Below are 12,237 nucleotides of genomic sequence, written 5' to 3' on the forward strand. Positions count from 1 at the left end.
CAGGGCAAACGTTGCTGACGTGACGCTAGATCGCCGAGCACGGCTCGGCACGGCCCGAACTCTCACGTCAACCCTCGACAGACCTCCAGCGCCGATCAGTTAGGGTCCGGATCACGGGGAACTCCGAAGGGGCGGTGGCGGAATTGAGCAGAACTGGGACGACTACGCGGCCACCGTCGATGCGGACCTCCGCCCTGTGGTGCCTCACCTCGTGGTCGACAACTCCACGGGCTCCGCAGTATCGCTCACCGATCAGGTCCGCCTAGTTTTCGGGACGGTGTTCTGATGAAACAGGGAATCCTTCTTTATGGGCCACCGGCGTCAGGCAAGGACACCATCACATCCGTGCTCGCAGGACTTGACCAGCGGTACGTCCCCTTCTCTCGCCTCAAGATCGGCACCGGCCGCACACACGGGTATCGGATGGCCTCCCTCCGGGAGCTGGCACAGCTGGAAGAGCGTGGCGACCTGCTCTACCGCAACGATCGATACGACAACACGTACGTCGTGGACCGGCCGGGCATACAGGAGGCAACTTCCGGCGGCAAGGTCCCGGTCATCCATCTCGGCCAGATCGCCGGGGTCCATGCAGTGGCTGACGGCTTTCCCGCGCGATGGTGCCGGGTGGTGCTGTGGTGCCGTCGTGAGACCGCGGAACGGCGCTCCGCGGGGCGCGGCGACGGTGACACAGCAGCGCGGCTCAAGGCATGGGACGCCACGGAGCTCGACATCGCGCAGGGTCGGGGCGTGGAGTGGGACCTCCGAGTAGACACCGACAGTTCGTCCCCGCAGGATGCTGCCGAGCAGATCCACACCATGGTCACAGCACTGGGTTGACCATCCTAGGAATCCCCTCCCGCAGCTTTTCCAGCGCTTCCTCCACGCTCAGGTCGGCGTCGCGCACATCCTCCCAACGGGAAAGGACAACGGCGGCAGCACGCATCAGGTCGTCCGGCAAGCCGGCCTCGGCAACGAGCTCAGCAGCCTCCGCCAGCTCCGGTGCCCAGCGCCAAGCGCGGGCGGCGGTCTTGGGAACGTAGTCAGTTTCGGCAAGATAGCTACCGGACCGCAAAGCGGCGATGTCCAGGAGTTCCCTGCCCACTCCGTTGGCTTCCGCTGCGCCATAGGCAAGTGCCGCTAGAACGCGTGAGACCTTCTGGTAGCTGGTGTAGGCGAGTTTGAGGGCGGAGGCCCGGCCGATCTCCTCGCCCAGTGGACAGACCTGTACGTCCGTCGCGGTGAAGAGCCGGTCCAGCTGGTCAACGCCTTCCCCCGGTCCGGAAACGTAGAATCGTGGCTGCTTCCCACCCGACGGGGGCGAACCGATCACGGCAGCATCGATCACCACTGCCAGGGGGAGGGCGTCCGCAATGCGCCGGACACGCTCGGGGGAGACAGCGTTCGCCTCGACGTAGACCTTGCCTACCGGGCTGTGTTCGGCGACCTGTAGGGCCACGTCCTCAGCAGCTGCCGGCGGGCAGAGGGCGATCACGACGTCGGAGAGGCGCAGCAACTCGGCCAAGCCGCCGCTGACCGCCGTGAGTCCGGCTTCCCTCGCGCGCCGGATGGTGGCGGGACTGCGTCCAGTGGGGTCCCACACCACCTGAGAACCCACACGGCGGAGTTGGGAAGCAATCGCCACCCCCATGCTGCCTGGATGCAGGATTCCCACGGTCGTCGTACCAGCCGTTGGGCTCATGTCGTGCTCCTTCTGGGCCCAAGTGAGCACAGCAAGTCGATCGCTGCGCGGGCGTCGGGCACCCTGTGGTCTGGTTCAGACAGTTCCTCAGGCCACTTGGCGTCGCGGTCGACCCATATGGTGCGAAGCCCTACTCCGTGCCCGCCGCTCACGTCGTTCACGGCACTGTCGCCGACCATCCATGCCTGGCTTTCCTCGTCGATGCCGTTACAGCGACGGATGGCTTCGATGAAAAAGGCAGGATCAGGTTTGCGTGTTCCTACTTCCGCCGAGATGCATACCGCGTCCACACGCTCCGAGATTCCAGTGGAACGCAGCTTGGCCCATTGAATATCCGTCGGACCATTGGTCGCGATGCCAACGCGCCAACCATCTTTGCGTAGTGCCTCCAGCCCTCTCAGCACGCCGGACGAGCAGCTCACCGCAGCAGCAATCTCCGTCCGGTAGCCATCCCACAAGGCGGAGGCCGGTTCATCCAGTTGGAACCGCGAGCGGATTGCCTCAAAGTGATCGGGGGTCGCTCGGTCGGCCAGCAGCTTCGTCAGCCATGCTTCGTCCCCGCGGCTGACGCGGTACCGGGACCGGAAGGAAGCCGTCCACCGGGTCACCGCGAATCGTCGGTCCACCAAGGTGTTGTCCAGGTCGAAAAGCACCAGAGGCTGCACGGCCTGAGCCTAGATGTCTGTGCCAGGACTCCAGGACCGGGCTCCGGCCGAATAGACCACGACCACTCACGGTGAGTGATCAACGTGAGTGGGGGAGTGATGTGCCCAGCCCCGCCGAGGCTTCCCGAGCCGGTCTGAGCCAAGCTTCCGTGCCTACGGGGCGGACGCAGCCCCCCGGCCGCGCCCGCCCCCTACGGGCACATCCTGCTAACCGCGCCCCTCCGGAGCCGGGAACTGTTCGTCGAGGGTGGCGTCCAGCAGGGCCCGTACGTCCTCCCGTTCCATTCCCGTCGCACGCGCGCTGTCCATCCAGGTGATCAGTTCGGCGGTCAGTCGCTCGCTGTCCTTGGAGGGCGGGCGGGCGAGGGACTGGCTCACGAAGGTGCCGACGCCCGGGCGGGGCTCCACCAGGCCCTCGCGTTCCAGTTCCCGGTACGCCTTGAGCGTGGTGTTGGGGTTGACGCGCGTGGTCGCGGCGACCTGGGCGGCGGTGGGGAGGCGGTCACCCTCCACCAGGACGCCCAGTCTCAGAGCCTGCTTAACCTGCTGCACGATCTGGAGGTACGTGGCCATCCCGCTGCGCCGGTCGATCCGGAACTCGACCACGGTCACTCCTTCGTACTTCCTTCGGGCCGGCTCACAGCGACTTGCGGTTCATCCACCACATCGCGGCGGCGAGCATGGCGGCGGTCAGTGCCAGAAGTATCCCTGTCATGGACCACTGGATGGCCGGAAGCTGGTCGAGCTTTACGTACTCGACCACCTCGTTCACGATGCCGTGCTTCTTGACGCAGGCCGCGCTCTCCGCTTCGGTCATGCGCACACAGGTGCCCCAGCCGTAGAGCTTGCCGTCCGCAGTGCCCACCCAATTGTCCACCTGGACCTCGCCGGGCTTCAGATTGGCTCCCTCGCTGCCCGTCGGGTACGAGATCTGGTGGGGAGTCACAAACCACAGCGCCACGCTGTCCTTCACCATCATCGCCCCCACGGAGAGGGTGATGAAGGTGACGCCCATCGCGGCGACGGACCGCCGCAGGACCGCGCCGGCGAGGATGCCGAACGAGGTGGCGAAGAGGGCGAGCGCCACCAGGAGCGGGCCGGTGGCGTAGATGACGCTGGTGTTCCACCAGTCCCCTCCGGAGAAGAGGGTGTCCACCGATCGCCACATCCAAGTGAAGGCCACCGAGGTCAGGGTGGTGAGGATCGCGATGGTCAGCAGCGGCACGGCCAGGGTCGCGCCGATGACGCGCATGCGGGGGACGGACTGCGTGGTGGTGAGCCGGAGGGTGCTGTTCTCCTGCTCGACCGCGAGCAGCGGGGCGCCGAGGAACACTCCGAGGATGATCGGCAGCGAGGTGAGCAGGAAGAAGGCGTTACCCAGTCTGTCCTCGTCGTTGGAGAGCAGCTGATCCAGCTCGGTGCCCTTCGACGAGTTCACGAAGTCGACGAGCATGGCGCGCTGGTAGACGCAGAAGGCGATGAAGAGGGCCGTGCCGCCGATCAACAACAGCAGCGCTGTGCGGTTGCGGCGCCACACCACCCAGCTCGTTCCACGCAGGAAGGAGCGGCCCGGGGCGTTCGCCGGGGCACCCGTGGCCTCGGTCTTCGTCAGGACGTTCATGCGGCCCTTCCCTCCTTCTGCGAGGCCGGCGCGGCGGAGACCGTGGCCCCGGGGGTGATCAGCGCGGGTACTGCGGAGGAGCGCAGATAGGCGAGCAGGACCTCTTCGAGGTTCGGCTCCACGCTCTCGTACGAGTCGTCAGGGTCGGTGGCCCCTTGGCGGATCAGGGCGGTGAACTGACGTCCGGTGATGCGGGATTCGATCACGGCGTTGCGTTCGGTGAAGGCGGCGGGCAGCACTCCGTTGTCGTCGGGGCCGGAGCCGGGGCCCGGGTCGGCGAGTCCGGTGACGAGCCGGTGGGCGGGGACCAGTTCGTCCACGTAACCGGCCATGCGGAGTCGACCGCCGGCGAGGACGACCAGGTGGTCGCACATCTCTTCCAGTTCGGCGAGGAGGTGGGACGACATCAGCACGGTCAGACCGCGTTCGGCGGCTTCCGAGAGGAGCAGTGCGGACAGTTCATGCCGGGCCAGCGGGTCGAGGTCGGCCATGGGCTCGTCGAGGAGGAGGAGTTCGGCGCGCTTGCCGAAGGCCAGCGCCAGTGCGACGCGGGTGCGCTGTCCGGAGGAGAGGGTGGCGATCCGGGCGCCGAAGGGTACGTTCCCCGCCTCGACGATCCGTTCGGCGACGGCCTGGTCCCAGTGGGGGTTGAGTTCGCGGCCCAGACGCAGGGTCTCGGCGACCGTGAACCCCTTGTAGAGCGGCCGTTCCTGGTCGACGAACGCGGCGCGCTGGAGCGCGGCCGGGTCGCTGACCTCCAGGCCGAAGAGCCGCAGGCTGCCGGTGGTCGGGCGGAGCAGGCGGGCGGCGATGCCGAGGAAGGTGGACTTTCCGGCGCCGTTGGGTCCCACGAGTGCGCTGATGCAGCCCGCGGGCAGCCGGAAGGAGCATTCCTGTAGGGCCCAGCCGCGTCGGTACTTCTTGCCCAGATCCAGAGCCTCGACGGCGTACGGGTAGGAATCGCCGCTCATCTAGGTCCCCCCTTTCACTAGTTAGTTAGTGGAATGATGGTGAGTATGGGGGTGAGTTGGCTCAGGAGTCAAAGGGTCTGATGGGCAACCGTGGCCAGTGATACGGAAAGCCGCAGGTCAGAGCGGATTGTCTGGATGCATCACCGGGCGTTTTTCCCTGTTGGACGGGACCCGAGGGTGTCCTGTGCGGTTGGTGGAAGCCGATGCAACGCGCTCGGGGACACGCGGGATGCCGATCGAGGAGTGGCTTGTTACGTCCCCACCATGAGGTCATGGACCGGCCGTCATACGGCGTCGGAACAGTGGCGCGCATGAACACGAGCACCCGCGTGAGCAGCATCCCGGGCAGAAGGTGGCGGGGTCTGTCCGTACTCCTCGCCCTGTCCTCGTCCACGGTGGCCCTGGCCGTCCCCGGTTCGGCCATCGCCCAGCAGTCGAACGGCGCTGCCGCCACCTCTCCCCCGCCGATCCGTTGGGGTGCCTGCCCCAAGGGCGAGCCGCCCCATCCCGCCCCCAACCCGAACGTGCAGTGCGCAACGATCAAGGTGCCGCTGGACTGGTCGAAACCGGGCGGCACGAAGATCGGCCTCTTCGTCGCCCGCCACCGGGCCACGGATCCCGCGCGGCGGATCGGCGTACTGATGTCGAACCCCGGCGGCCCCGGAGCGCCCGGCGCCGATGACGCGCTGTTCGCCGACGATCCCTACTCGGGCTACTCAGCGGCCATGCGCCAGCGTTTCGACATGGTCGGCTTCGATCCGCGCGGCATCGGCCGCAGCCAGGGCGCCCGCTGTGACGAGACCATCGTCGAGAAGATCCCGACCCGCCCCCGCAACGCGGCCGAATTCGAGCGCCTACGCACCCTCAACGCCAAGCTCGCCGACAGCTGCCTGAAGCGGACGGGCCCGCTCGCCGCGCACATGGACGGCGAGAGCGTCGCCCGTGACATGGACGCGATCCGTGCCGCCCTCGGCGAACGCAAGATCAGCTTCATCGGCCACTCCTACGGCACCTTCCTCGGCGAACGCTATGCGCGCCTGTTCCCGAACAACCTCCGTGCGCTGGCCCTCGACAGTGCGATGGACCCGGCCCGGCCGAACGCGGAGCGCTATCTCACCGACGGGAGCGCCACCGTCAACAGCGCGCTGAAGCGGCTCGCGGCCTGGTGCGAGAAGGACGTCACCTGTGCGCTGAAGGGCAAGGACCTGACCGCCGTCACCGCAACGCTGTTCGCCCGCGCCGACGCGGGCACGCTCCGAGACCCCGGCCCCAAGGGCCCCACCAGGACCAAGGTCAGCGCCGACCAGCTGGCCGACTTCCTCACGTCCGCGGTCGGCGAGACGGCTCCGGACACGGCGGCGGAGCAGCTGGCCGCCCTGCACACCGGAAAGGGCGAGGTGCGCTGGTCGTCCCCCGGGGTCAGTCTGGAATCCCGGCTCGTGCTCTGCCGCGACTATGACTTCCGCATCCGTGACCACGCCCACTACAGCGCCATCCGGAAGCGGGTCGCGAAGGCCGCCCCGCACGTCCGCTACAACGCCCAGGCACTGGACCTCGTCCTCGGCTGTCAGGGCTGGACCATGCCTCCCAAGCCCCCGCCGGCCAGGGCGAAGGGCAACCTCCCACCCGTCCTCGTCGTCAATGCCACCCACGACATCGCGACCCCCCTGCCGGGTGCACGGCGCATGGCGGGCGCCTTCCCGAAGGCGACCCTGTTCACCATGGACGTCGTCGGGCACTGGCTCTACCGCAAGGGCGGGACGGAAGAGGCGATACGAGTGATCAACAGCCATCTCACCCGGCCCAAGGGCTGACCGGCGAGGCCCTGACCGCCCGGTCGGGGCGGGCTCCGACCGCCCGCCGACATGGCTGCGCCCCGCACTCCGTCGCGCGGAGTGCGGGGCGCAACCGGGTCCGACCGTCAGCCCGCACACGGTCGCAACCCGGGTCTCACCTGCCGGGTCTCACATGCCGTGGACGGCCGGGATCGTCCCCAGCCGACCGGCCTGGAAGTCCTCGAACGCCTGGCGCAGCTCGTCCTGGGTGTTCATGACGAACGGCCCGTAGTGCGCCATCGGCTCACGGATCGGCTTGCCACCCAGGAGCACGACCTCAAGGTCGGGGGTGTTGGAGTCCTGCGACTCATCCGCCCGCACCGTCAGTGCGCCGCCGTCGCCGAAGACGGCCGTCTGCCCCTGGTGCACCGGGCGCCGCTCCTCGCCGACCGTGCCGCGACCTGCGAGGACGTAGGCGAGACCGTTGAAGTCGCTGCGCCAGGGCAGTCTGATCTGCGCCCCCGGACGCAGGGTCGCGTGGATCATCGTGATCGGGGTGTGGGTGATGCCCGGGCCCTCGTGGCCGTCGAGCTCCCCCGCGATGACGCGCAGCAGCGCTCCGCCGTCGGGCGAGGTCAGCAGCTGGACCTGGCCGCCGCGGATGTCCTGGTAGCGCGGGGCCATCATCTTGTCGGCGGCCGGGAGGTTCACCCACAGCTGGAGTCCGTGGAAGAGTCCGCCCGACATCACCAGCTGCTCCGGCGGAGCCTCGATGTGGAGCAGGCCGGAGCCTGCCGTCATCCACTGGGTGTCACCGTTCTGGATGGTCCCGCCGCCACCGTTGCTGTCCTGGTGGATAAAGGTTCCGTCAATCAGGTACGTGACGGTCTCGAAGCCCCGGTGCGGGTGCCACGGGGTGCCCTTCGGCTCTCCCGGCGCATACTCGATCTCGCCCATCTGGTCCATCATGATGAACGGGTCGAGGTACTTGTAGTTGATCCCGGCGAACGCTCGGCGCACCGGGAAGCCCTCCCCTTCGAACCCGGTGGGGGCGGTCGTCACGGCGAGCACGGGACGGTTCGCGGCCTCGGCGAGCGCGGCGACGCGCGGCAGAGTGAGCGGGTTCTCGACAGTCACTGCGGGCATGGCAGTACCTCCTTGTGCGACCAGTTTAGTTGAATCATGAACTTCCTGCCACCCAGAACGAGAAAGGCCCGGGAGGAATTCCTCCCGGGCACCCGCAGTGGCCGGATTCATCAGCCGCACCTGACACACACGCCGTACGACAACCGCGGCGAACGCGGACCGTGCCGTACGCAAACGGTGGTACGCGGGCCGCACGCGCCACGCACCACCAAGGACCCGCTACCCGTACATGCGGCGCATGGCGAAATCGACCATCTGCTCCACGGCCTTGGCGTCGAAGACCATCCGGTGCTCCCCCTCCATGTCGAGGACGAAGCCGTACCCGGTGGGTAGGAGGTCGATCATCTCGGCGCCGGTGATCACGAAGTACTTGGACTCCTTGCCCGCGTACCTCCGCAACTCCTTGAGCGAGGTGAACATCGGAATGACCGGCTGCTGGGTGTTGTGCAGCGCCAGGAAGCCGGGGTTGTCGCCGCGCGGGCAGTAGACCTTCGATGTGGCGAAGATCTGCTGGAAGTCCTCGGCGGACAGCGAACCGGTGGTGAAAGCCCGCACCGCATCGGCGAGCGACGGTGGCGACGGCTCCGGATACAGCGGCTGCCCCTGCGCCTGGCCCCCGTATGGCTGCTGGGGTGCGTACTGCTGATGGGCGCCCTGACTCTGGTCATAGCCGTACATGCCCGCAAGAGTAACCAGTCACAGTTAGCCCAAGAGGGGTTGCATCTTATTACCGACGGGTAGCATCATCGTAGCTACTTGCTGGTAAGTAAGAGCAAACTGACTCCCGATCCTTACGGAGCCGTCGCCATGGGGCACTACAAGTCGAATCTCCGCGACATCGAGTTCAACCTCTTCGAGGTCCTCGGTCGCGATCAGCTGTACGGCACCGGCCCGTTTGCGGAGATGGACGTCGAAACCGCCAAGAGCATCCTCGCCGAGATCACCCGGCTCGCTGAGAACGAGCTGGCGGAATCCTTCGCGGACTCCGACCGCAACCCCCCGGTCTTCGACCCCGAGACCGGCACCGCCCCCGTCCCGGCCTCCTTCAAGAAGAGCTATCAGACCTTCATGGAGTCCGAGTACTGGCGGCTCGGCCTGCCCGAGGAGATCGGCGGCACCACCGCGCCGCGCTCCCTGATCTGGGCCTACGCCGAACTGCTGCTCGGTGCCAACCCGGCCATCTGGATGTATTCGTCGGGCCCGTCCTTCGCCGGACTCCTCTACGAGGAGGGGACCGAGGCGCAGAAGAAGGTCGCCGAGATAGCCGTCGAGAAGCAGTGGGGCTCCACCATGGTCCTCACCGAGCCCGACGCGGGCTCCGACGTGGGCGCCGGTCGCGCAAAGGCCGTCCAGCAGGAGGACGGCTCCTGGCACATCGAGGGCGTGAAGCGCTTCATCACCTCGGGCGAGCACGACATGTCGGAGAACATCCTCCACTACGTCCTCGCCCGCCCCGAAGGCGCCGGCCCCGGCACCAAGGGCCTCTCCCTCTTCCTCGTACCGAAGTTCCACTTCGACTGGGAGACCGGCGAACTCGGCGAGCGTAACGGTGTGTACGCCACGAACGTCGAGCACAAGATGGGTCTCAAGGCGTCCAACACCTGCGAGATCACCTTCGGCGACCGCCACCCCGCCAAGGGCTGGCTGATCGGCGACAAGCACGACGGCATCCGTCAGATGTTCATGATCATCGAGTTCGCCCGGATGATGGTCGGCACCAAGGCCATCGCCACCCTCTCCACCGGCTACCTGAACGCGCTGGAGTACGCCAAGGAGCGCGTCCAGGGCCAGGACCTGGTGAACTTCATGGACAAGACCGCACCCAAGGTCACCATCACCCACCACCCCGACGTGCGCCGCTCGCTGATGACGCAGAAGGCGTACGCGGAGGGGATGCGCTCGCTCGTCCTCTACACCGCGTCCATCCAGGACGAGATCGCCGCCAGGCAGGCCGGCGAGGAGGACGCCGAGGACACCAAGGCCCTCGTCGCCCTCAATGACCTGCTGCTGCCGATCGTCAAGGGGTACGGCTCCGAGAAGTCCTACGAGCAACTGGCCCAGTCGCTCCAGATCTTCGGCGGCTCCGGTTACCTCCAGGAGTACCCGATCGAGCAGTACATCCGGGACGCCAAGATCGACACCCTCTACGAGGGCACCACCGCCATCCAGGGCCAGGACTACTTCTTCCGCAAGATCGTCCGCGACCAGGGCCAGGCGCTGAACGCCCTCTCCGAGGAGATCAAGAAGTTCCTCGCCATCGGGACCGGCGGCGAGGACCTGGCACCCGCACGGGACTCGCTCGCCCAGGCGGCCGTGGACCTGGAGGCGATGGTCGGCGCCATGACGAACGACCTGATCGCCACCGGCGAGGACGTCAAGAACATCTACAAGGTCGGCCTCAACACCACCCGACTGCTGCTCGCCTCCGGTGATGTGGTCGTCGGCTACCTGCTGCTGCGCGGCGCAGCCGTCGCCGCGGAGAAACTCCCCACCGCGGCCCCGAAGGACGTGGCCTTCTACACCGGCAAGATCGCGGCGGCCAAGTTCTTCGCCGCCAACGTCCTGCCCGGCGTCTCCGCCGAACGACGGCTCGCCGAATCGGTCGACCTCTCCCTGATGGACCTCGACGAGTCCGCCTTCTAGACCATCCCCGTCCCCCATGGCCCGCTGCCCCCGGTGAGACCGCCGGGGGCAGTGGGTCGTCCCCGTACGACGGACCGAACGGCCGGCAGACCCACCCCGGCGGGCGTCCGCGCACGTGGTCTTCGAATCCGACGGGCGTTCGCACGACCGGTCGTCCCGGGGGCTCTCGACCACAGCCAGGGCGCCGCTGGAGAACGACAGCACTCCACCACGGCGGCATCCGCCCGCCTCGTTACAGTGGCTTCATGAGCACCAACGCATCCCTCCGGTTCGATCGTGGGCACACCGACGACCTGATGACCTTCCTGGCCGCCGCGACCTCCCCGTACCACGTGGTGGCCGTCGCGGCGGAGCGCCTGGAGAAGGCCGGCTTCCGCCAGGTCAAGGAGACCGAGGCGTGGGACGCATCAACCGGTGGCCGGTACGTCATCCGCTCAGGCGCGCTCATCGCCTGGTACGTGCCGCAGGACGCCGCCCCCCACACTCCGTTCCGGATCGTCGGCGCCCACACCGACTCGCCCAACCTGCGCGTCAAGCCGCTCCCCGACGCCGGCTCGCACGGCTGGCGACAGATCGCCGTCGAGGTCTACGGCGGCCCGCTGCTCAACAGTTGGCTCGACCGCGACCTCGGCATCTCCGGGCGGCTCAGCCTGCGCGACGGATCACATCGACTGGTCAAGATCGACCGTCCGCTGCTGCGGGTGCCGCAACTCGCGATCCACCTCGACCGCTCCGTACACGCCGACGGCCTCAAGCTCGACAAGCAGCGCCATATGCAGCCCATCTGGGGCCTCGGCGACGTCCACGAAGGCGATCTAATCCGCTTCCTCGAAGAGGAGAGCGGTCTCCCGGAAGGCGAGGTCACCGGCTGGGACCTGATGACCCACTCCGTCGAGGCACCCGCCTACCTCGGACGGGACGAAGAACTCCTGGCCGGTCCCCGCATGGACAACCTGCTCTCCGTCCACGCCGGTCTCGCCGCCCTCATCGCCGCAGCCGCCACCCCCTCGCTGCCGTACGTCCCCGTGCTCGCCGCCTTCGACCACGAGGAGAACGGCTCCCAGGCGGACTCCGGAGCCGACGGCCCCCTGCTCGGAACCGTGCTGGAACGCTCGCTGTTCGCCCGCGGCGGCGGGTACGAGGACAAGGCCCGGGCCTTCGCCGCAACCGTGTGCCTGTCGTCCGACGTGGGCCACGCCGTCCACCCGAACTACTCGGAGCGCCACGACCCCACCCACCACCCGCTCCCCAACCGCGGCCCGATCCTCAAGGTCAACGTCAACCAGCGGTACGCCACGGACGGCAGCGGCCGGGCCGTGTTCGCCGCAGCCTGCGAGAAGGCGGGGGTGCCGTGGCAGACGTTCGTCTCGAACAACTCCATGCCCTGCGGCACGACCATCGGACCGATCACGGCCGCCCGGCACGGCATCCAGACCGTGGACATCGGGGTCGCGTGCCTGTCCATGCACAGCGCCCGTGAACTGTGCGGGGCCGAGGACCCGCATCTGCTGGCGAGTGCGTTGACGGCGTTCCTGGAAGGCGCCTGACCGACAGCGGGAACCCGCCCGTGGGACTGGGTGATCTGAGCGGAAACAGGTGGGAAACGGCCCCTCCACGAGGGTGGGGCCATGGAACGAATCACCGCCACCACGGTCCCAACACCCCTTGCCCGCCGCGCCCATGCCGGCGCGCAGGGGGCAGCCGCACCCGACCCCCA

11 protein-coding genes and 1 pseudogene are annotated in these 12,237 nt (G+C 67.7%); 5 read left to right on the forward strand and 7 right to left on the reverse strand.

What is annotated here, in order from left to right; translation table 11 throughout:
* Positions 1-148: 148 nt before the first annotated feature.
* A pseudogene (locus ABZ348_RS09630) lies at positions 149-286 on the forward strand (ATP-binding protein); the annotation flags it as partial.
* A complete protein-coding gene (locus ABZ348_RS09635; protein ID WP_358931100.1) occupies positions 286-837 on the forward strand; it encodes a guanylate kinase in 552 nt (183 codons plus the stop codon). The pseudogene ABZ348_RS09630 and the gene ABZ348_RS09635, both read left to right, overlap by 1 nt.
* Here ABZ348_RS09635 and ABZ348_RS09640 read toward each other — a convergent pair.
* From ABZ348_RS09640 to ABZ348_RS09660, 5 genes are all read right to left on the reverse strand, one after another.
* Positions 821-1,699, reverse strand: a complete 879-nt coding sequence (locus ABZ348_RS09640) for a DUF1932 domain-containing protein (RefSeq protein WP_358931102.1) — start codon at positions 1,697-1,699, stop codon at positions 821-823. The genes ABZ348_RS09635 and ABZ348_RS09640 overlap by 17 nt on opposite strands.
* Positions 1,696-2,364 (reverse strand): HAD family hydrolase, encoded by a 669-nt coding sequence (locus ABZ348_RS09645; RefSeq protein WP_358931104.1) that lies wholly within the window; start codon positions 2,362-2,364, stop codon positions 1,696-1,698. Before ABZ348_RS09645 ends, ABZ348_RS09640 begins: the two co-directional genes overlap by 4 nt.
* Before the next feature lie 207 nt (positions 2,365-2,571).
* A complete protein-coding gene (locus tag ABZ348_RS09650; RefSeq protein ID WP_358931610.1) occupies positions 2,572-2,937 on the reverse strand; it encodes a GntR family transcriptional regulator in 366 nt (121 codons plus the stop codon).
* Positions 2,938-3,001: 64 nt separating this feature from the next.
* Positions 3,002-3,985, reverse strand: a complete 984-nt coding sequence (locus ABZ348_RS09655; protein ID WP_358931106.1) for an ABC transporter permease — start codon at positions 3,983-3,985, stop codon at positions 3,002-3,004.
* Positions 3,982-4,956, reverse strand: coding sequence for an ABC transporter ATP-binding protein (locus ABZ348_RS09660; protein WP_358931108.1), 975 nt, complete (start codon positions 4,954-4,956; stop codon positions 3,982-3,984). Before ABZ348_RS09660 ends, ABZ348_RS09655 begins: the two co-directional genes overlap by 4 nt.
* A 311-nt stretch (positions 4,957-5,267) precedes the next feature.
* Here ABZ348_RS09660 and ABZ348_RS09665 point away from each other — a divergent pair, with 311 nt between their 5' ends.
* Complete coding sequence (locus ABZ348_RS09665) at positions 5,268-6,770, forward strand: alpha/beta hydrolase (protein WP_358931110.1); 1,503 nt, start codon at positions 5,268-5,270, stop codon at positions 6,768-6,770.
* 150 nt (positions 6,771-6,920) lie between these two features.
* Here the strand turns inward: ABZ348_RS09665 and ABZ348_RS09670 are convergent, their stop codons facing one another.
* Both ABZ348_RS09670 and ABZ348_RS09675 read right to left on the reverse strand, forming a co-directional pair.
* Complete coding sequence (locus tag ABZ348_RS09670) at positions 6,921-7,877, reverse strand: pirin family protein (RefSeq protein WP_358931112.1); 957 nt, start codon at positions 7,875-7,877, stop codon at positions 6,921-6,923.
* Positions 7,878-8,096: 219 nt separating this feature from the next.
* A complete protein-coding gene (locus ABZ348_RS09675) occupies positions 8,097-8,555 on the reverse strand; it encodes an SseB family protein (RefSeq protein ID WP_250919257.1) in 459 nt (152 codons plus the stop codon).
* 129 nt (positions 8,556-8,684) lie between these two features.
* On the opposite strand from ABZ348_RS09675, the gene ABZ348_RS09680 reads away from it, so the two are divergent.
* Both ABZ348_RS09680 and ABZ348_RS09685 read left to right on the forward strand, forming a co-directional pair.
* Positions 8,685-10,520, forward strand: a complete 1,836-nt coding sequence (locus ABZ348_RS09680; RefSeq protein WP_358931113.1) for an acyl-CoA dehydrogenase — start codon at positions 8,685-8,687, stop codon at positions 10,518-10,520.
* 245 nt (positions 10,521-10,765) lie between these two features.
* The gene (locus ABZ348_RS09685) at positions 10,766-12,067 is read left to right on the forward strand and encodes a M18 family aminopeptidase (protein WP_358931115.1); all 1,302 of its coding nucleotides are present in this window, start codon (positions 10,766-10,768) and stop codon (positions 12,065-12,067) included.
* The last annotated feature ends 170 nt before the right edge of the window (positions 12,068-12,237 follow it).

It is taken from the genome of Streptomyces sp. NPDC005963 (genome assembly GCF_040638655.1).
Classification (GTDB): Bacteria; Actinomycetota; Actinomycetes; order Streptomycetales; family Streptomycetaceae; genus Streptomyces.

What these genes read in the sequence shown, in the direction of transcription:
- ABZ348_RS09660 (WP_358931108.1), bottom strand. Translation starts at nt 4,956, where the DNA reads ATGAGCGGCGATTCCTACCCGTACGCCGTCGAGGCTCTGGATCTGGGC.
- ABZ348_RS09685 (WP_358931115.1), top strand. Translation starts at nt 10,766, where the DNA reads ATGAGCACCAACGCATCCCTCCGGTTCGATCGTGGGCACACCGACGAC.
- ABZ348_RS09675 (WP_250919257.1), bottom strand. Translation starts at nt 8,555, where the DNA reads ATGTACGGCTATGACCAGAGTCAGGGCGCCCATCAGCAGTACGCACCC.
- ABZ348_RS09635 (WP_358931100.1), top strand. Translation starts at nt 286, where the DNA reads ATGAAACAGGGAATCCTTCTTTATGGGCCACCGGCGTCAGGCAAGGAC.
- ABZ348_RS09665 (WP_358931110.1), top strand. Translation starts at nt 5,268, where the DNA reads ATGAACACGAGCACCCGCGTGAGCAGCATCCCGGGCAGAAGGTGGCGG.
- ABZ348_RS09640 (WP_358931102.1), bottom strand. Translation starts at nt 1,699, where the DNA reads ATGAGCCCAACGGCTGGTACGACGACCGTGGGAATCCTGCATCCAGGC.
- ABZ348_RS09655 (WP_358931106.1), bottom strand. Translation starts at nt 3,985, where the DNA reads ATGAACGTCCTGACGAAGACCGAGGCCACGGGTGCCCCGGCGAACGCC.
- ABZ348_RS09650 (WP_358931610.1), bottom strand. Translation starts at nt 2,937, where the DNA reads ATGGCCACGTACCTCCAGATCGTGCAGCAGGTTAAGCAGGCTCTGAGA.
- ABZ348_RS09680 (WP_358931113.1), top strand. Translation starts at nt 8,685, where the DNA reads ATGGGGCACTACAAGTCGAATCTCCGCGACATCGAGTTCAACCTCTTC.
- ABZ348_RS09670 (WP_358931112.1), bottom strand. Translation starts at nt 7,877, where the DNA reads ATGCCCGCAGTGACTGTCGAGAACCCGCTCACTCTGCCGCGCGTCGCC.